At 64.7% G+C, this 18,120-nt stretch carries 28 protein-coding genes and 1 tRNA gene; 25 read left to right on the top strand and 4 right to left on the bottom strand.

The window, feature by feature from the left end:
• Positions 1-86 precede the first annotated feature (86 nt).
• The 4 genes from ACWUI7_RS05915 to ACWUI7_RS05900 all read right to left on the bottom strand — a co-directional run bounded on the left by ACWUI7_RS05915 (position 87) and on the right by ACWUI7_RS05900 (position 3,472).
• Positions 87-434: a DUF7573 domain-containing protein gene (locus ACWUI7_RS05915; protein ID WP_496641298.1), complete on the bottom strand. Its 348-nt coding sequence runs from the start codon at positions 432-434 to the stop codon at positions 87-89.
• Positions 435-2,111, bottom strand: a complete 1,677-nt coding sequence (gene lysS, locus ACWUI7_RS05910; protein WP_496641297.1) for a lysine--tRNA ligase — start codon at positions 2,109-2,111, stop codon at positions 435-437.
• Positions 2,108-2,827 (bottom strand): UMP kinase, encoded by a 720-nt coding sequence (gene pyrH / locus ACWUI7_RS05905; protein ID WP_496641296.1) that lies wholly within the window; start codon positions 2,825-2,827, stop codon positions 2,108-2,110. The genes lysS and pyrH overlap by 4 nt, the downstream gene beginning before the upstream one ends.
• 574 nt (positions 2,828-3,401) lie before the next feature.
• Positions 3,402-3,472: transfer RNA gene (locus tag ACWUI7_RS05900), tRNA-Gly, on the bottom strand.
• 191 nt (positions 3,473-3,663) lie between these two features.
• Here ACWUI7_RS05900 and ACWUI7_RS05895 point away from each other — a divergent pair.
• From ACWUI7_RS05895 to secY, 25 genes are read left to right on the top strand one after another with little or no spacing between them, the layout of a single operon-like run.
• Complete coding sequence (locus tag ACWUI7_RS05895) at positions 3,664-4,530, top strand: putative RNA uridine N3 methyltransferase (RefSeq protein WP_496641295.1); 867 nt, start codon at positions 3,664-3,666, stop codon at positions 4,528-4,530.
• 4 nt (positions 4,531-4,534) lie between these two features.
• The gene (locus ACWUI7_RS05890; RefSeq protein ID WP_496641294.1) at positions 4,535-5,551 is read left to right on the top strand and encodes a 50S ribosomal protein L3; all 1,017 of its coding nucleotides are present in this window, start codon (positions 4,535-4,537) and stop codon (positions 5,549-5,551) included.
• A gap of 3 nt (positions 5,552-5,554) precedes the next feature.
• Positions 5,555-6,301: a 50S ribosomal protein L4 gene (gene rpl4p / locus ACWUI7_RS05885; protein ID WP_496641293.1), complete on the top strand. Its 747-nt coding sequence runs from the start codon at positions 5,555-5,557 to the stop codon at positions 6,299-6,301.
• Positions 6,298-6,552, top strand: coding sequence for a 50S ribosomal protein L23 (locus ACWUI7_RS05880; RefSeq protein ID WP_496641292.1), 255 nt, complete (start codon positions 6,298-6,300; stop codon positions 6,550-6,552). Before rpl4p ends, ACWUI7_RS05880 begins: the two co-directional genes overlap by 4 nt.
• A 2-nt stretch (positions 6,553-6,554) precedes the next feature.
• Complete coding sequence (locus ACWUI7_RS05875; protein ID WP_496641291.1) at positions 6,555-7,277, top strand: 50S ribosomal protein L2; 723 nt, start codon at positions 6,555-6,557, stop codon at positions 7,275-7,277.
• On the top strand, positions 7,274-7,699 hold the full coding sequence (locus tag ACWUI7_RS05870) for a 30S ribosomal protein S19 (protein ID WP_496641290.1): 426 nt from the start codon (positions 7,274-7,276) through the stop codon (positions 7,697-7,699). The genes ACWUI7_RS05875 and ACWUI7_RS05870 overlap by 4 nt, the downstream gene beginning before the upstream one ends.
• A 3-nt stretch (positions 7,700-7,702) precedes the next feature.
• Positions 7,703-8,167: a 50S ribosomal protein L22 gene (locus ACWUI7_RS05865; protein ID WP_496641289.1), complete on the top strand. Its 465-nt coding sequence runs from the start codon at positions 7,703-7,705 to the stop codon at positions 8,165-8,167.
• Entirely contained in the window at positions 8,167-9,102 is a 936-nt protein-coding gene (locus ACWUI7_RS05860; RefSeq protein WP_496641288.1) for a 30S ribosomal protein S3, read from the top strand. Before ACWUI7_RS05865 ends, ACWUI7_RS05860 begins: the two co-directional genes overlap by 1 nt.
• A 3-nt stretch (positions 9,103-9,105) precedes the next feature.
• On the top strand, positions 9,106-9,318 hold the full coding sequence (gene rpmC, locus ACWUI7_RS05855; protein ID WP_496641287.1) for a 50S ribosomal protein L29: 213 nt from the start codon (positions 9,106-9,108) through the stop codon (positions 9,316-9,318).
• 3 nt (positions 9,319-9,321) lie between these two features.
• Positions 9,322-9,768: a ribonuclease P protein component 1 gene (locus ACWUI7_RS05850; RefSeq protein WP_496641286.1), complete on the top strand. Its 447-nt coding sequence runs from the start codon at positions 9,322-9,324 to the stop codon at positions 9,766-9,768.
• Positions 9,759-10,103: a 30S ribosomal protein S17 gene (locus ACWUI7_RS05845; protein WP_496641285.1), complete on the top strand. Its 345-nt coding sequence runs from the start codon at positions 9,759-9,761 to the stop codon at positions 10,101-10,103. Before ACWUI7_RS05850 ends, ACWUI7_RS05845 begins: the two co-directional genes overlap by 10 nt.
• Positions 10,103-10,501, top strand: coding sequence for a 50S ribosomal protein L14 (locus ACWUI7_RS05840; RefSeq protein ID WP_496641284.1), 399 nt, complete (start codon positions 10,103-10,105; stop codon positions 10,499-10,501). The genes ACWUI7_RS05845 and ACWUI7_RS05840 overlap by 1 nt, the downstream gene beginning before the upstream one ends.
• Before the next feature lie 2 nt (positions 10,502-10,503).
• Positions 10,504-10,860: a 50S ribosomal protein L24 gene (rplX, locus tag ACWUI7_RS05835; RefSeq protein ID WP_496641283.1), complete on the top strand. Its 357-nt coding sequence runs from the start codon at positions 10,504-10,506 to the stop codon at positions 10,858-10,860.
• The gene (locus tag ACWUI7_RS05830; protein ID WP_496641282.1) at positions 10,857-11,600 is read left to right on the top strand and encodes a 30S ribosomal protein S4e; all 744 of its coding nucleotides are present in this window, start codon (positions 10,857-10,859) and stop codon (positions 11,598-11,600) included. Before rplX ends, ACWUI7_RS05830 begins: the two co-directional genes overlap by 4 nt.
• Positions 11,593-12,117: a 50S ribosomal protein L5 gene (locus ACWUI7_RS05825; protein ID WP_496641281.1), complete on the top strand. Its 525-nt coding sequence runs from the start codon at positions 11,593-11,595 to the stop codon at positions 12,115-12,117. Before ACWUI7_RS05830 ends, ACWUI7_RS05825 begins: the two co-directional genes overlap by 8 nt.
• Entirely contained in the window at positions 12,114-12,287 is a 174-nt protein-coding gene (locus ACWUI7_RS05820; protein WP_435162402.1) for a 30S ribosomal protein S14, read from the top strand. The genes ACWUI7_RS05825 and ACWUI7_RS05820 overlap by 4 nt, the downstream gene beginning before the upstream one ends.
• A gap of 2 nt (positions 12,288-12,289) precedes the next feature.
• A complete protein-coding gene (locus ACWUI7_RS05815; protein ID WP_435162404.1) occupies positions 12,290-12,682 on the top strand; it encodes a 30S ribosomal protein S8 in 393 nt (130 codons plus the stop codon).
• A 2-nt stretch (positions 12,683-12,684) separates the two neighbouring features.
• The gene (locus ACWUI7_RS05810) at positions 12,685-13,218 is read left to right on the top strand and encodes a 50S ribosomal protein L6 (RefSeq protein ID WP_496641280.1); all 534 of its coding nucleotides are present in this window, start codon (positions 12,685-12,687) and stop codon (positions 13,216-13,218) included.
• Position 13,219: 1 nt separating this feature from the next.
• The gene (locus ACWUI7_RS05805) at positions 13,220-13,927 is read left to right on the top strand and encodes a 50S ribosomal protein L32e (RefSeq protein WP_496641279.1); all 708 of its coding nucleotides are present in this window, start codon (positions 13,220-13,222) and stop codon (positions 13,925-13,927) included.
• A complete protein-coding gene (locus tag ACWUI7_RS05800; protein WP_496641278.1) occupies positions 13,920-14,381 on the top strand; it encodes a 50S ribosomal protein L19e in 462 nt (153 codons plus the stop codon). The genes ACWUI7_RS05805 and ACWUI7_RS05800 overlap by 8 nt, the downstream gene beginning before the upstream one ends.
• Positions 14,381-14,938: a 50S ribosomal protein L18 gene (locus tag ACWUI7_RS05795; RefSeq protein WP_496641277.1), complete on the top strand. Its 558-nt coding sequence runs from the start codon at positions 14,381-14,383 to the stop codon at positions 14,936-14,938. The genes ACWUI7_RS05800 and ACWUI7_RS05795 overlap by 1 nt, the downstream gene beginning before the upstream one ends.
• Positions 14,931-15,578, top strand: coding sequence for a 30S ribosomal protein S5 (locus ACWUI7_RS05790; protein WP_496641276.1), 648 nt, complete (start codon positions 14,931-14,933; stop codon positions 15,576-15,578). Before ACWUI7_RS05795 ends, ACWUI7_RS05790 begins: the two co-directional genes overlap by 8 nt.
• Positions 15,578-16,042 (top strand): 50S ribosomal protein L30, encoded by a 465-nt coding sequence (locus ACWUI7_RS05785; RefSeq protein WP_496641275.1) that lies wholly within the window; start codon positions 15,578-15,580, stop codon positions 16,040-16,042. The genes ACWUI7_RS05790 and ACWUI7_RS05785 overlap by 1 nt, the downstream gene beginning before the upstream one ends.
• On the top strand, positions 16,039-16,527 hold the full coding sequence (locus ACWUI7_RS05780) for an uL15m family ribosomal protein (protein WP_496641274.1): 489 nt from the start codon (positions 16,039-16,041) through the stop codon (positions 16,525-16,527). Before ACWUI7_RS05785 ends, ACWUI7_RS05780 begins: the two co-directional genes overlap by 4 nt.
• A gap of 2 nt (positions 16,528-16,529) precedes the next feature.
• Positions 16,530-18,005, top strand: coding sequence for a preprotein translocase subunit SecY (secY, locus tag ACWUI7_RS05775; protein WP_496641273.1), 1,476 nt, complete (start codon positions 16,530-16,532; stop codon positions 18,003-18,005).
• The last annotated feature ends 115 nt before the right edge of the window (positions 18,006-18,120 follow it).

The raw sequence follows: 18,120 nt of genomic DNA, 5'->3' as shown, positions 1-18,120 counted from the left end.
GCGCCCGGAAATCCGAGATTTTCGGGACTATCCAAACGCTTGCGTCGTCGGCTGGGACCACCGCGCTCACCGCGATCGTCGACCGCTCACCACGATTTACAGCCAGCACAGACGAGTGCGCCGTCCTCGTACCACGAGCGCTGCGTCGGCTCACCACACCGGTCGCACGTGTCTTCGGTTGACCACGCGGCGGTCGACGTGGCGGGCTCGAAGTCGTCGACGTCGCTGCTGTTGGTCGTGGTGTTGACGTGGTTCGGTTCGGTGTCGTCGTTTGGTCCGGTGTCGTCGTTCGGTTCGGTATCGTCGTTCGGTTCGGTATCGTCGTTCGGTTCGGTATCGCTGTCGTTGACATCCTCGTTGTCGTCGCCGGTGTCCTCGTCGTCGGCACCGTCGTCCGCCCCAGCGAACTCGTCGAGCGACCGGTCCGATGGCATTCAAGCCTCCCGTCTGAGCCTCGCAACGACGTACTCGCGCTCGAGCTCGCCGAGGAACTCACCGAGCCGCGGCCCCTGCGGCTGGTCGAAAAAGAGCCGGTAGCCCGCCGCGAAGAAGTCGCTCACCTCGACGTCGTGGTCGCGGGCCGTCTCGTACATCTCCGCTTGGATCGCCTCACCGTCGTTGCCGGCCGCGACGAAGTCTGCGAGCTCATCGAGTGCGGCCGCCACGTCGTCGTCGAGAGACACCGCGGGCAGATCGGTCTGGAGGCGGTAGTTGTACGCGTTGTCGGTTCGCTCGGCCCAGGTGCGGGCGCGCTCGACGCGACCGAGCGCCTCCTCGACTGCCCACGCCGGGGTTTCGTCATCGATGTGGCCTTCATCACGCGCCAGCTGCTCACGCAGTGCCGGGTCTTCGACCATGCCGAGGACCGCCGCAAAGGTGTACGGGAGCCGAACGCGATCCGCCGGGTCGGCGTCGGTCGGGCGGTCCGGCTTGCCGAGGACGATTGGGTACGCCCGTTCGGCGAACCCGGCGAGGTCCGGATCGTCGACCTCTCCGAAGTACGCCCGCTCGAAGCGGTCGAAGCGGTCGACGAGCTGGTCGATCCGCTCGACGTCAAGGTCACGCGCGCGTTTCGGGTGGAGCGCAAAAAAGAAGCGCACGACCGCCGGCTCGAGCAGTTCGAGCAGTTCGGGCACGGTGACGACGTTGCCGGCGGACGACGACAGCGCGGCGCCGTCGAGCGTGAACCACTCGTACACCATCGGCACCGGCGGCTCGATGCCGAATACACGCCGCGCGAGGTCCACTCCTGACGGCCACGACCCCTCGGCGTGGTCCTTCCCGAACGGCTCGAAGTCCACGTCGAGGACGTCCCACTGGGCGGGCCACTCGAGCCGCCACGGGAGCTTTCCCTCCCGGAATGTCGCCGTCCCCTCGTGGCCACATCCTTCGACGACGTCGTCGCCGACCGTGAGGTCCGTACAGACGTATTCGACGGTCTCTTCGGGGAGATCGATGTCGGTAACCGTCTCGGTGATCTGTCCGCACGATGCACACACCGGATTGAACGGCACGTACGTGTCGTCGACTTTGTCCTGATACGCGGAGAGCGTCTCGCGGACACCGTCGAGATCCGAGAGGACCGTTCGAATCGCGTCGTCGAAGTCGCCGTCGGCGTACAGTTCGGTGTTCGAAACCATCTCGATCGGGACGTCAAGGCGGTCTGCGTCGGCCCGGAGTAGGGCAGCGAAGTGGGCGGCGTACGACTCGCGCTCGCCGAATGGGTCCGGGATCGCGGTGTACGGCTTCCCGAGGTTACGCCCGAGTGCGCCGGCGTCGACGTCCCCGAGACCAACGATCTCGCCATCGGCGTTCGCGAGCTTCCGCGGCAGCTTCCGGAGCGGGTCCTTGTCGTCGGAGGTGAACAGCTGGCGGACCTCGTGGCCCCGCCCGCGGAGCACCTCGGCGACGAAGTACCCCCGCATCACCTCGTTGACGTTCCCGACGTGTGCGACGCCAGAGGGCGAGACGCCGCCTTTGATCACAATCGGGTCTGACGGGTCACGCGCCTCGATCCGGTCGGCGACGATGTCGGCCCAGAAGTCGTGGTGGGTCTCCGAGTCAGTCTCGCCGGCGAGGATGTGCGGTGAGTCGTCGTTGCCGCCGGTCATCGTTCCTCCGTCCACGCCGCTGTAGGCGTGCTGTCTGCAGGGATCACGTTCGTTCCCGTGTGGTCCCCGTGAAGGACCGCGTCGACGACGGCGTCGGGGTTGTCGCCATCGAGTACGATCGACCGGATACCGGCGCGGTCGACGAGCTTTGCCGCGAGGAGGTCGACCGGTGCAGAGGAGCCGGCGTCGCGGCTCATCGGCAGTACGACGTCGACGAGTTCGGTTGGTGAGAGCGAATCAAACCGGGTCGCGTCGGCGTGCTCGTTGGGGTCGACATCATACACGCCGTCGGCGCCGGTCGCGAAAACGAGGAGGTCGGCATCGACGGATTCGGCAAGGGCGGCCGCGACGGCGTCAGTTGTCTGTCCTGGGGCCATCCCGCCCATTACCGGGAGTGCGCCGCGGCGGATCGCCGCGGTGGCCTCGTCATAGCTTGTCGTTGGGGCCGGTACCGCAGTCTCGCCGAGCGCGGCGATCAGCAGTCGGGCATTGAGTCGGGTCGCGCCGATGCCGATCTCGTCAAGTTCGACCTCGTTGGCGCCGAGGGTGCGGGCAGTGGTAATGTACTCGCGGGCGACGCCGCCGCCGCCGACAACGGCGGCAGGCTCACAGCCCTTCGCCGATAGCCGCTCAAGGGCGTCGGCGTAGGCGACGACGCGGTCGGGGTCGAGCTCCGGGGCGAGGACGCTCCCCCCAATAGAAACGACGACTCTCATTGCGGCGAGATAGCGTTGTTGCCGGCTTAAGGATTATCAAGCGGAGGCGCCAGAACGTGAACGGTACGGGAAGTGAACGGCATGGGGTGCATATGCGTTGTCGCGACACACGGACACCAGGTAGCTGTACCCTCCCCAACCGATTCCGTACAACCGGTGTGGTGGCTCTCTGATGAACACGACCGTGCGACACCCGGACATCTCTTTCAGCCACACCTCTCCCAATATGCGTATGACGGCGGCTCCGTGATCAAGGTGACCGCGCGACTGCCGGACATCTCTTTCAGCCACACCCTCCCCAGCCGATTCACTCGTCGCCCACGTGCGACTCGTTCATCCCTCGCACGCGCTCGCGAGCACGCCATCGCGCCTCACGAGGCGCGCGCCACTGCTGCTAGTTGTGGATCTTGGCGCTATCTATAGATGCTATCTCATAGAATTGTCTCGCTTTGTTCACAAAACACACCGGCCTGACTCCCGCCCGCGCTGTTCGCGGGAGTCAGGCCGGTGGACGACCGCAGGGAGTTCGCCGAGCATTGCGAGGCGAACGTTGACCGACGAAGTCAGTCAGAAGTGCACCGGCCGCGATTTGAACGCGGGTTGCAACCATGGCAAGGTTGCGTGATACCACTACACTACCGGTGCTTGCTCCGCATTACCTTTTTTTTCGGTTACGCACTTAAGCTTGTCACATCGGTGGTTCGTGCGTGCCGCAGTGACACGGTCTCGTCGGTGGTGTTCGCCCGCGAGGCGGCGTGTCAACGCCCCGCAGGCCGAAATACGGACCGCTATCCTTTTACCCAGTGGTCTGGAATTCTGGATACAGTCTCGCCACGATGCGCACCGAAGACGGGCTCACGATATGTATCCCGTCTTCGGTCGTCCGGGAGGCCGAAGACGACCGCGAGGCGACTCGCAAACTCGGCACCGTCGCTCGCGCGGCGGCCGTGTTCCGGGCGGACCGGCTCGCCGTCTTCCCCGATGAAGACGGTGAACGCCGCCGGAGTGGGGAGTACGTCCGAACCGTGCTGGGGTACGCTGCGACGCCGCCGGAGCTCCGAAAGGACCTCTGGGGTGAGCGCGACGAACTCCGGTACGCCGGCGTGCTGCCACCGCTCCGCGTACCATGGCGGACCGGCTCGCCCCCAGACGGGAGCGAGTCGACAACACAGGGACTCGTGACCGAGGTCGGACCTGAAGGCCGCGTCCGGGTCAATTCCCCGCTGCGGGAACACCCGATCTCCCTGCTCGTCCCCTCCAACATGGAGGTGCGGGTGGGAGAGCGCGTCACCATCAGGGTCTCTTCGAGAGAACCGGTCCGCGCCCGGATCACCGGGAAGCCATCAGCTGGCTTCCAGGTGGTGGGTGCGGACCTGTCGGAAGCGCTCGCCGATGGCGGGCTCGCCGTCGCAACGTCGCGACACGGAGAATCGCTCTCCATCTCGCGGCTCGGCGAACTCGTCGCCGACGCGGCAAAGGCTGGCGGCTACACCGTCGCCTTTGGCGCGCCGGAGCGGGGGCTTCCGGAGATGCTCGGGTGTCAACCCGAGGACGTTCACACGGCCGTCGAAGACGGTCGTCGAGTCGAACCCGATCCGGGGTTCGACCTCTGGCTGAACACGATCCCGTCACAGGGCAGCGGGGTAGTCCGAACGGAAGAGGCGCTGTTCGCGACCCTCGGCTCGCTCACACTCACGGAGTAAACACATGCCACAACCAAGCCGACCACGAAAAGGCTCGCTGGGCTACGGTCCGCGCACCCGCGCGGACAGCGAGGTTCCACGCATCCGCTCGTGGCCAGACGACGACGGGGCACCAGCCCTGCAGGGGTTTGCCGGCTACAAAGCCGGGATGACCCACGTCGTGATGGTCAACGACGAGGCGAACTCGCCGCGAGAGGGGATGGAGGAGTCCGTCCCCGTCACGGTGGTGGAGACGCCGCCGATGCACGCCGTCGCCCTACGCGCCTACGAAGACACACCGTACGGACAGCAGCCGGTCGCTGAGGTCTGGGCGAGTGAGTTCCACGATGAACTCGACCGCACCCTTGACCTCCCGGCAGACGACACGTTCGAGGCCGACGCGGCCGAACTGCGCGATCTACTCGACGACGGCGTCGTTGACGACGTGCGTGCTATCACGCACACGACGCCTACGACGCTCGCGAACGTGCCGAAAAAGAAGCCGGACGTGATGGAGACACGCGTCGGTGGCGGCTCGCTCGACGACCGCGTCGCGTTCGGCCTCGAACTCGTCGCCGACGGCGGCGCCCACGAGTTTGGGGACGTCTTCCGCGCCGGTCAGTACACCGACGTCTCCGGCGTCACGAAGGGGAAGGGCACTCAGGGCCCAGTCAAACGCTGGGGCGTACAGAAGCGGAAGGGCAAACACGCCCGTCAGGGATGGCGACGTCGGATCGGCAACCTCGGTCCGTGGAACCCTTCGCGCGTGCGCTCTACTGTGCCCCAGCAGGGGCAGACCGGATACCACCAGCGCACTGAGCTCAACAAGCGCCTCATCGACTTCGGTGAGGGCGACGACGCCAGCGTTGACGGCGGATTTGTCAATCACGGCGAGGTCAACGGCGAGTACGCCCTGATCAAGGGCTCGCTGCCGGGGCCAAATCAGCGCCTGTTGCGCTTCCGCCCGGCCATCCGGCCGAACGACCAGCCGCGCCTCGACCCCGAGGTCCGGTACGTATCCACCGCATCCAACCAGGGATAACTCATGAACACTACAGTACACGACCTGGACGGCGGGGACGCGGGCAGCGTCGAGCTGCCGGGCGTCTTCGAGACCCCGTTCCGACCGGACCTCATCGGTCGAGCGGTCACCGTCGCACAGGCGAACCGAAAGCAGGCCTACGGCGCGGACGAGTTCGCCGGGATGCGGACCCCCGCGGAGTCGTTCGGCTCCGGCCGCGGACTCGCACACGTCCCGCGCTCAGAGAACGTCGCACGACGCGTCCCAAACGCCGTGTCGGGGCGACGCGCACACCCGCCGAAGGCGGAGAAGGATCAGACGAAAGACCTGAACGACAAGGAGCGTCGACTCGCCGTTCGCTCGGCGATCGCAGCGACGACCGCCACCGCACTCGTCGCCGACCGCGGTCACGCGTTCGACGAGGATCTTGAGCTCCCGCTCGTCGTCTCTGACGAGTTCGAATCGCTCGAGAAGACGCAGGAGGCACTTGGCGTGCTTGAGGCGCTCGGCGTCGACGCCGATATCGAGCGTGCCGACGAGGGACGCTCGGTCCGCTCGGGCCGCGGGAAGTCCCGTGGCCGGAAGTACCGCCAGCCGAAGTCGATACTTGTCGTCACGAGTGAGGAGCTGTCGCGTGCCGCCCGCAACCTCGCGGGGGTTGACGTGGCGACCGCCCGAGAGGTCAACGCAGAGGACCTCGCACCGGGAGCACACCCGGGACGACTCACGCTGTGGACGGAGTCCGCAGTCGCGGAGGTAGGTGACCGATGAGCTCGCTCATCGAGCACCCGCTCGTGACGGAGCAGGCGATGAACGAGATGGACTTCAAGAACAAGCTGTTGTTCGTTGTCGACATCGACGCGACGAAACCGGCGATCACCGAGGAGGTCGAGACCCGGTATGACGTCCGTATCGTCGACATAAACACGCAGGTGACGCCGAAGGGCACGAAGAAGGCGACGGTCACGTTGTCGGATGACGACGACGCGACTGATGTCGCCTCCCGGATTGGGGTGTTCTGAGCATGGGAAGACGTATTCAAGGACAGCGGCGTGGACGTGGTGGCCCGACGTTCCGAGCCCCCTCACACCGCTACAAGGCGGAGCTGTCGCACAAGACGCCCGAAGACACAGACCTGATATCTGGTGAGATCGTCGGCATCGAACACGACCCGGCGCGGTCAGCGCCGCTTGCAGAGGTCGCGTTCGACGATGACGACCGCCGGCTCGTGCTTGCGCCTGAGGGCGTTCGCGTGGGCGAGACAATACAGGTCGGTGTTTCGGCCGAGATCAAACCTGGCAACACTCTGCCGCTTTCGGAGATTCCAGAAGGGGTCCCCGTGTGTAACGTCGAGAGCAACCGCGGCGACGGCGGGAAGTTCGCGCGCGCCTCCGGCGTCTCGGCGACGCTGCTCACTCACGATCGCGACGTCGCGGTCGTGCAGCTCCCGAGCGGCGAAGTGAAGCGGCTTGACCCGCAGTGTCGTGCCACTGTTGGCGTGGTCGCGGGCGGCGGTCGAACGGAAAAGCCGTTCGTGAAGGCAGGCAAAAAGTACCACAAGATGCGCGCTCGCGGGACGAAGTATCCACGCGTTCGCGGCGTGGCGATGAACGCCGTCGACCACCCGTTCGGCGGTGGCGGCCGTCAGCATCCCGGCCAACCAAAGTCGGTCTCGCGGGACGCCCCGCCAGGCCGGAAGGTCGGTGACATCGCATCCAAACGAACGGGACGAGGCAAAAACAGATGAGTTCAGAATACCGCACCGGCCGCGAGGGTGAAGAGTTCGCCTACCGCGGTCACGCACTCGACGAGCTGCAGGAGATGGACGTCGACGACGTCGCGGAACTGCTCCCCGCACGACAGCGGCGAAGTATCACTCGCGGACTGAGCGTGGAGAAACAGAAACTCCTAGAGAAGGCTCGCGACCGCGATACCGACGAGACCGCGGCGAATCCCATTCGGACACACCTGCGCGACATGCCGGTGCTCCCGGAGTTCGTGGGACTCACCTTCGCCGTGTACAACGGCCACAGCTTCGAGCGCGTTGCGGTCGAACCGGAGATGATCGGTCACTACCTCGGCGAGTTCCACCAGACGCGAAGCACCGTCGAACACGGTCAGGCCGGCATCGGCGCGACCCGGTCCTCGAAGTTCGTGCCGCTCAAATAACCCATGGGAATCAACTATAGCGTCGAGGCCGACCCGGACACCACCGCCAAGGGGATGCTCCGTGATCGGCCCATCAGCGTGAAGGACAGCAAGGAGATCTCACGGGAGATCAAAGGCGAGACGGTCGCCGACGCCGAGGCCTTCTTAGAGGCCGTTATCGAACAGGAGCGGTCGGTACCGATGCGCCAGCACAACGCCGGGGCGGGCCACCGCTCGGACATCGACGGCTGGGACGCGGGCCGATACCCCGAAAAGGCCGCAAAGGACTTCCTGAAGCTCCTAGAGAACGTCAAAAACAACGCCGAGGAACAAGGCTTCGACGGCGACGAGATGGTTATCACACACGTCGCTCCCCACAAGGTGGGTGAGCGACCGGGACGGAACCCGCGTGCAGCGGGTGCGACCCAGTGGAACACCACGCTCGCAGATGTCGAGCTCATCATCACGGAATCGGAGGCAGCAGAATAATGGCAGACGAACATCAGTTCATTGAGGATGGGCTCCGTCGCTCACAGATAGACGAGTTCTTCGCGGACGAGCTGGGGCGCGCCGGGTACGGCGGCATGGATGTCGCCAAGACGCCGATGGGCACCCAGATCGTGTTGAAAGCCGAAAAGCCTGGCATGGTGATCGGTAAGGGTGGGAAGAATATCCGGAAGATCACGAGCGAGCTCGAAGACCGCTTCGACATGGACGATCCGCAGATCGACGTCCAGGAGGTTGACGAGCCGGATCTCAACGCACAGATCGTCGCCGATCGGCTTGCGAACGCGTTAGAACGCGGCTGGTACTTCCGGAAGGCCGGCCACACCACGATCGACCGAATCATCGACGCCGGGGCACTCGGCGCAGAGATCGTGCTCTCAGGGAAGGTCACCGGGGCCCGCTCTCGCGTGGAGAAGTTCAATCGCGGCTACATCAAACACAACGGCGAGCCCGCACAGGAGGTCGTCGACCACGGTCAGGGTGTTGCCGTGATGAAGCTCGGAACGATAGGCGTCACGGTGCGTATCATCCCACCGGGAGCGAAGCTCCCCGACGACTTTGCCGTTCGTGACGACGCAGAGGCGCCGTCTGTCGAACAGGCCGCCGAGGCGGGCGCAGACGAGGGCGTCGAGTCGCTGCTCGAAGCCGAGCCTGAAGAGGTGCCGGACGTCGGCGCCGACGAGGACGTCTCCGTGCCAGACGAGACGCCGGCTGACGTCGACGAGGAGGTTCTCGACGAGGAGATCGTTGAGGAGGCCGTCGAAGAGGTCGTTGAGACGACCGATGAGCCCGACGAGGAGCCGGTCGAGACCGAGGAGGCAGCGGACGAACTCGACGAGCTCGACGAAGAGATCGAAGCCGAGGCCGCTGACCTCGTCGCCGAGATGGAAGCCGCAGACGAGGAGACGGAGGAGTAACCGATGGCAATCCTCTACACCGACGAGATCCGCGACATGACCGCCGCCGAGCGAACGGTCGAATTAGAGGAGCTTGAGACCGAGCTGCTCAACACGAAAGCACAGCAGGCGGCCGGCGGGATGCCGGAGAGCCCGGGCCGCGTGAACGAGCTGAAAAAGACGATTGCCCGGATCAAGACGATCCAGACGGAAGAAGGCGACTTCGACGAGGCGTAAGACGTGTTGACTCCCGAGACGCTCACACGGCACGAACTCGTCGGCCTCCCCGTTCGGGTGGCCGACGCCGACAGCGACGCCCACGTCGGGATCGCCGGTCGCGTGCTGTACGAGACGGCTCACACCCTCGTGGTGCGGACCGACTCGGGAGACAAGCGGGTGCCCAAAGCGGGCACGACGATGGAGTTCGCGGTCGCCACGGAGGCGACCGCACGCACAGATGAAGCCGCCGACGACGGCCAGTCGTCGGGGTCTGCGTCCCAACTCGGGTCGGATACTACGGGGGTCCGCCCCCGTCAGTCTGGCCCGTCCGCGACCGGTGGTCTCACCGCCGACGCGGCGAGCCGACGAGGCGAGTGCAAAGACGTGGTCTACGTAACGGTGGATGGCACACAGCTGCGGGATCGGCCCGCCGAACGCACCGAACGAGGTGTCACACAATGGCTATAGGAATCGACGTACCCACGCCTCCGGAGCCAGACGACCCGGAGGATTACGACTACGAGAAGTGCCCCTTTTATGGGGAGCTTCCCGTCCGCGGCCAGATCCGAGAGGGGACGGTCGTGTCGACGGATATGGAAAAGACCGTCATCGTCGAGCGGGAGTACGACGTGTTCGTACCGAAATACGATCGGTACATGAAGCGTCGGTCGCGCATTCCGGCACACGTGCCGGGCGTGCTCGACTCGCTCGAGGTTGGTGACGAAGTACGAATCGCAGAGACGCGGCCGCTCTCGAAGACGAAATCACACGTCGTCGTCGAGAATCTGGCGGGTGATGCGTGATGGAGGCGCTGAAAGCCGACGTCACACCGGGGCTCTCGAAGGGCTCGCTCATTACCTGTGCCGACAACACCGGCGCGCGTGAACTCAAAGTGATCTCTGTTGCCGGGTACTCCGGCACAAAGAACCGCCAGCCGAAGGCGGGGATCGGCGACAAGGTGACCGTCTCGGTCACGAAAGGGACACCGGAGATGCGTCGGCAGGTGCTGGAGGCGGTCGTCGTCCGCCAGCGCAAGCCCATCCGTCGCCCAGACGGTCGTCGGGTCCGATTCGAGGACAACGCGGCCGTGATCATCGACGATCTCGACGAGCCACGGGGCACGGAGATCAAGGGCCCGGTCGCCCGCGAGGTCGCAGAGCGCTACGGCAGCATTGCGTCCACCGCGACGATGATCGTATAACTATGACGAAACAGCCACGCAAACAACGAAAACGGTCGGAGACCGCGCCGCTCCACGAGCGGCAACGGAAGGTCCGCGCACCGCTCACGCCCGATCTCCGCGAGGAGTACGGCCAGCGGAACGTCCGCGTCAACGCGGGCGATACCGTCGAGGTACTCCGCGGCGACGCCGCGGGGACCGAGGGTGAGGTGCTCTCGGTGGACCTCACGGACGAGCGGATCACCGTCGAGGAGGTCGTCGTCGAGCGTGCGGACGGGGAAGAGGCTCCCCACCCGCTCCCGGCGAGCAATGTCCGCGTGACGGACCTCGACCTCTCTGATGACCGCCGTGAGGCGCGACTCCAGGAGGAGAACGAATGACACGACACCAGAAGCGACTCTCGGTACCGAACTCCTGGCCAGTCGAGCGCAAGACGCAGACGTTCACTGTAAAAGCCGGCGCCGGTCCGCACGGCGAGGCCGGCGTGCCGCTCGTCGTCCTGTTGCGGGACGTCCTCGGCTACGTCGACTCGACGAAGGAAGCTCGGTACGCACTGAACACGGACAGCGTCCTCGTGAACGGGGATGCCGTCTCTGATGAACAGCGACCGATCGGGATTTTCGACATCCTCGCGTTCCCCGTCCGCGGGGAGTACTTTCGGGTATTCCCGGACGAGGGGGGTCGACTCGCGTTAACGCCCATCGACGAGGCGTCCGCGGGGAGCCGACTCGGGAAGGTGACCAACAAGACGGTCGTCCCTGGCGGCGACGTCCAGTTGACCCTGCACGACGGCACGAACGTCCGCGTCGACGCGGACACGCCGTACGACACCAAAGACTCCATCGTGATCGACAACGAGTCGAAGGAGATCGTCGCCCACTTCGAGTACGAAGAGGGCGCACTCGTCACTGCTACCGCCGGCCAGCACGCCGGACAGATCGGGACGGTCACGCAGATCGACGTCACACTTGGCTCCGGGTCGAACACTATCGTCGTCGACGACGACGACGACAGCTACGAGACCGTTGAGGAGTACGTCGTCGTCATCGACGAGAACTTCACCGGCGACGACGCCGAGGAGACGACAGACGTCGACGAGGAGGGCGTAACCGATGAGTGACGCCGATTCGGCCACACACGAGATGCGGGAGCCGTACGTTGAGAAGGTCGTCGTCCACATGGGCGTCGGGCAGGGCGGAGAGCCGCTCGCCGACGCCGAGGACATCATCGAAGCAATCACGGGCCAGCAATCGGTCCGGACGACCGCAAAGCGCACCGTCGGCGAGTTCGGGATCCGCAAAGGCGACCCGATCGGCGTCAAGGCGACGCTCCGCGACGACGACGCACACGCGTTTCTCGAGACGGCGCTGCCGCTCGTGGACGTCTCGGCGAGTCAGTTCGACGACACCGGCAATCTGAGCTTCGGTGTCGACGACCACACTGACTTCCCGAGCCAAGAGTACGACCCGAACATCGGTATTTACGGGCTCGATGTGACGACGACGATCGTCAGACCAGGCTACCGCGTCGCGGTTCGCGACACGGTGACTCGGTCGATTCCGTCGTCACATCAGATGACGACCGAGGACGCGCTTGCGTTCCTCGAAGCGAACTTCGACGTTGAGGTAACGGAATGAGCGAAGCGAACAACGAGACGGGCGAGCACGCCGCAAAGCGCACCGGGCACCGACACGAGTGTCGACGCTGTGGCCGCGAGCAGGGGTTAGTCGGAAAGTACGACATCAACCTCTGCCGACAGTGCTTCCGCGAGGTCGCCCGCGAGATGGGATTCGAGAAGTACAGCTGATCATGACAGGAAACGATCCATTCGCCAACGCACTCGCCGGCGTCGACAACGCCGAGAGCGTCGGCCACCTGTCGTACACGGTAGAGCCCGCCTCGAACATCATTGGCTCCGTCCTCGAGGTCTTATACGACCGCGGGTACGTCGACGGCTTCGAGTACGTCGACGACGGGAAAGCCGGAACGTTCGAGGTCGAACTGAAAGGCGCGATAAACGAGTGTGGCGCCATCAAGCCCCGCTACTCGGCGGGCGCAGATGAGTTCGAAAAGTGGGAGAAGCGATACCTCCCAGCCCGTGACTACGGGACGCTCATCGTCACGACGAGCCACGGCGTCATGAGCCACTACGAGGCCCGCGAGGCCGGCATCGGTGGCCAAGTCATCGCATACGTCTACTAACAATGAACAGAGTCGAAATCGACATTCCGGACGACGTCTCCGCTGTGACCGATCACCTCGAGTTGACCGTCGAGGGACCGAACGGGAGCGTCACGCGACGCCTCTGGTACCCCGACGTCGACGTGTCGGTCGAAGACGGCGTGGTCGTTATCGCTACGGCGAACGAGGACGCGAAGACGAACGCCACGGTCGGCACCTTCGAGAGCCACGTCGCCAACATGATCCACGGTGTGACTGACGGGTGGGAGTACACGATGGAAGTGTACTACGCTCACTTCCCGATGCAGGTCAGCGTGGAGGGTGACGAGGTTGTCATCGCGAACTTCCTCGGCGAGAAGGCGGACCGACGCGCCCCGATCCGCGGGGACACAGACGTACAGGTAGACGGCGAGATGGTGACGCTCTCGGGCTCCGATAAGGAGGCCGTCGGCCAGACCGCCGCCGACATCGAACAGCTGACTAAGGTGACCGACAAAGACACGCGTGTCTTCCAAGACGGCGTGTACATCGTCGAAAAGCCAACTGGAGGTGCCTGAGATGGCCGAAACGCTCGAAGAAATAAGCGGTGTCGGCCCCTCGAAGGCGGATGCCCTTCGGGAGGCCGGCTACGAAACGGTCGACGACGTGAAAGCGGCTTCACAGTCTGAACTCTCGGCAGTCGAAGGCGTCGGAAACGCCCTTGCTGCCCGAATCAAAGCCGATGTTGGTGGTCTCGAGGTCGAAGCCGAGACCGACGCGGCGATCGAAGACGAAACCGAGACGGCAGACGACGAGGCCGAGGAGGCCGAGGAGTCGGTCGAAACGGAGCTTCGTCCGCGCGGTCACGCAGCAAAGACCCCGTCGCTAGATGACGACACCGCTCGCGCGCTCGCACAGAAGCACCGCGAGGGGAAACCGCAGTTCAATCGACAGGACTACCACAAGAAAAAGCGCGTCCCCACGTCGTGGCGGGCGCCGCGTGGTGGCCTGTCGAAACAGCGTCGTCGGATGAAAGCAAAAGGACCGGTCGTCGAGGCTGGATTCCGCTCACCGACGGCCTCGCGTGATCTTCACCCGAGCGGCTTCGAGGAGGTCCGTGTTCACAACACCGACGATCTCGAAGGCGTCGACGGCGACGTTCAAGCCGTGCGAATCGCCTCGAGTGTCGGTGCGCGTAAGCGCGAACTGATAGAAGACGAGGCCGAAGAACGCGAAATTCGCGTGTTGAACCCGACGTACGTCGAGGTGGAGGTGGCCGATGAGTGACCTGAGCGCCCAGAAGCGACTGGCCGCGGACGAACTCGACGTCGGCGAAGGCCGCGTCTGGCTCGACCCCGACGCCCAGGAGGCGATCGCAGACGCGATCACCCGCGAGGATATCCGTGACCTCATCGACCAGGGCACGATCCGAGCGAAGGACGCGAAGACCAACTCGCGTGGACGCGCCCGCGAGCGCGCGGCAAAGCGCTCGTACGGCCACCGGCGCGGTGCCGGCAGCCGGAAGGGCAAAGCGGGTGCACGCCAGAACACGAAAGATGACTGGAAGGCGCGGATCCGCGCACAGCGGGCCCGCCTGAAGGAACTCCGCGACGACGAGGACGTCCTCGACCGCACGGAGTACCGCACGCTGTACAACAAAGCGAGCGGTGGCGAGTTCGAGGATGTCGCCCGCCTGGAGGCGTACATCCAGACGCAGTTCGGCTATGAGGTGACGGAATAATGGCGACAGGACCACGATACAAGGTGCCGATGCGGCGTCGCCGAGAGGTTCGGACGGATTACCATCAGCGGTTGCGCCTGTTGAAATCGGGCAAGCCTCGCCTGGTCGCCCGGGTGAGCAACGCCCACGTCAGGGCGCAGCTGGTCACACCCGGTCCGGACGGTGACAAGACCCACGCGGCCGCGTCAAGCGAGGACCTTGCGGCGTACGGCTGGGAGGCTCCCACGGGGAACCTTCCAAGCGCGTACCTCACGGGTACCCTTGCTGGCGCACGCGCTGTTGAGGCCGACCTCGACGAGGCCGTCCTCGACATCGGGCTCAACACGGCGACGCCCGGCAACAAGACATTTGCAGTACAGGAAGGTGCAATCGACGCGGGCCTCGAGATTCCCCATAACGAACGCGTGCTAGCCGACTGGTCGCGCACGCGCGGCGAACATATCGCCGCGTACGCCGAGCAGCTCGACGAGCCGCTGTACGCGGGAGAGTTCGACGCACGCGAGCTACCCGAGCACTTCGATGAAGTGCTCGAGAGCATCCAAGAGGACTATGAGTAGACACGACGACGGCTGGGAGCCGCGAACGCGGCTCGGCCGCAAGGTACAAGACGGCGACATCACGTCGATGGAACAGGCGCTCACCTCGGGGCTCCCAATGAAGGAGGTCGAAGTCGTCGACCAGCTCCTTCCGGGGCTCGAAGACGAGGTGTTAGACATCAATATGGTCCAGCGGATGACCGACTCCGGCCGGCGGGTGAAATTCCGCTGTGTCGTAGCTGTCGGCAACCGTGACGGCTACCTGGGCTACGCGCAGGCCCGCGACGACCAGGTCGGCGGCGCGATCCAGAAGGCGATAGAGGTCGCGAAATTAAACATCATCTCGGTCGATCGCGGCTCGGGCTCGTGGGAGGATCAGCCCGGCGGCACGAACTCGCTGACGCGGACGGCGACCGGAAAAGCTGGGTCCGTCACTGTCGAGATCAAGCCCGCCCCGCAGGGGCTCGGGCTGGCTGCCGCAGAGACGGTTCGCAACATCCTAGAGCTCGCTGGCGTCGAGGACGCGTGGACGAACTCAGACGGTAACACGCGCACGACGGTGAACCTCGCGAAGGCGACGTTCAACGCGTTGTCGAATGCCGCGCAGTCGCGGACACCGCGACACGCCCGGCAGGTCCATTATGACGGGGTGAGCGAGTGATGCAGGCAATCGTACAGCTCCGCGGGGAAGTCAACGTAAACCAGGACGTGCTTGACACACTCGACATGTTGAACGTCGGGCGGGTCAACCATGCGACGCTCGTCCCGGAGACGGACTCCTACCGCGGGATGATCACGAAGGTAAACGACTTGGTCGCATTTGGTGAACCGAGCGCAGAGACGGTTACGGCCACAATTGAGCGGCGCGGCGAGCCACTTGAAGGCTCTGCCGACATCGACGATGAGTGGATCGAGGCGCACACCGACTACGCGGACGTTGCAGCGCTCGCGACGGCGCTCGTTGACGAGGAGACGACGCTGCGTGAGCAGGGGCTCTCCCCGACGCTGCGGCTCCACGCTCCCCGCGGCGGCCACGACGGGATCAAACATCCGGTCGTCGAAGGCGGTGCGCTCGGTCGTCACTCGACGACTGAGATCGACCAGCTTCTGGAGGCAATGCGATGACGAGTAAGAAACGACGACAGCGCGGCTCGCGGACGCACGGCGGCGGCACCCACAAGAACCGGCGTGGTGCCGGCCACCGCGGTGGCCGCGGCGCTGCCGGTCGGTCGAAACACGAGTACCACAACTACGGGCCGCTCGGCAAACACGGTTTCAAGCGTCCGGAGAGCGCACAGACGACCGTCCTCGAGATCAACGCGCGGACGCTTGATGAGGACGCCGCCTTGTACGTTGCCGAGGGGGTCGCTGAAGAAGACGACGGCGCGTACGTGCTTGACGCGCGTGACATCGTTGACGGCGGTCACGACGCCGATGTAGTGAAGGTCCTCGGCGGCGGCCAAGTTCGAAACGAGCTTGCGGTCACGGCTGACGCGTTCACTGCCAGTGCAATTGAGGCTATCGAGAGTGCCGGCGGTGCGGCATCGCTCTCGTCCCGTGCTGAGCCGGCCGACGAATCATCCTCGGACGACGAGACCGACGAGGCGTAACGATGAGCTGGAAGGAAGTCGCCGAACCGGTGCTCTCGCGGATGCCCGTCGTCGAACGACCGGCGGGCCACGTTCCGTTCAAGCGGAAGCTCACCTGGACGGCCGGGATACTGCTCGTCTACTTCTTTTTGACGAACATCAACCCGTTCGGGCTCGCGGCCGGACAGGGGAGTGATTTCTTCGGGCAGTTCCGCTCGATACTGGCCGGCGAGTCCGGCTCACTGTTACAGGTCGGCATCGGGCCGATCGTCACGGCGTCGATCGTCTTGCAGCTGCTCGGCGGTGCGAACCTGCTCGGGCTCGATACGGACGACCCCCGCGATCAGATCCTATATCAGGGGCTCCAGAAGCTCCTCGTGGTGATCGTCACGGCCATTACGGCGGCGCCGATGGTGTTCACTGGTGAGTTCCTTCCCGCCGACCCGGCGGCCGTGTCTGTGTTGGGCAGTGAGTTCGCCGTCGAACTGGCGATCTTCGCACAGATTTTCGTTGGCGGCATCCTCATCCTGTTCATGGACGAGATCGTGAGCAAGTGGGGTGTCGGCTCCGGCGTCGGTCTGTTCATCATCGCCGCCGTGAGCCAGCAGATCGTCGGTGGCTTCTTCAGCTTCTCGGCGCTCGGTGGTGCCGGCTTCTTCGCGAGCTGGTACGGCATTGCCGTCGGGAACGTTCCCGTGTCGCTCTCGCCGTTCACCGCAGAGGGGCTCCAGAACCTGCTTTTCGATCCTGGGAACATCCTGGCACTCTTCACCACGCTGGCCATCTTCGGGGTCGTCGTCTACGCGGAGTCGGTCCGTGTGGAGATCCCGCTGTCACACGCGCGGGTGAAAGGCGCCCGGGGTCGGTTCCCGGTGAAGCTGATCTACGCGTCCGTCCTGCCGATGATCCTCGTCCGAGCACTACAGGCGAATATCCAGTTCCTCGGGCAGATCCTCTCGTCGCAGTGGGCGGCCATGCCGGCGTGGCTCGGTACGTACAGTGACCAGGGCCAGCCGCTTTCTGGGCTGTTCTACTACCTGAACCCGATCCAGCGGCGGACGGAGTGGATGTGGTTCCTCGGTGAGATCCCGGCATCGGTTGAGCCGTGGATGGTCGCTGTTCGGCTCGCTATCGACCTGACGTTCATGGTCGTTGGCGGGGCGATATTCGCTATCTTCTGGGTGGAGACGACCGGGATGGGTCCGGAGGCGACCGCGAGACAGATCCAGAACTCTGGGATGCAGATTCCCGGGTTCCGACGGAACCCGCAGGTCGTAGAGAAGGTGATGGAGCGGTACATCCCGCAAGTCACCGTCATCGGCGGGGCACTCGTCGGACTGCTCGCCGTCTTAGCGAACCTGCTCGGCACGATCGGGCAGGTCTCTGGCACCGGTCTGCTGCTTGCGGTCTCTATCACGTACAAGCTGTACGAGGAGATCGCCGAAGAGCAGCTCATGGAGATGCACCCCATGATGCGCCAGATGTTCGGCAACGAGTAACGAACATCCCCACTTCTTTACATTCCTTTTTTACACTGAGCGACCGCTCCGTACTCAGCGGTCCCCCATCTAGTGACGATCGTAGTGACCGACTCGGACGACTCCTTCGGGCAGC

The organism is Halorubrum orientale (assembly GCF_059623105.1).
The sequence above is the reverse complement of the archived record's forward strand: the minus strand, read 5'-3'. Positions and strand labels throughout refer to the sequence as shown.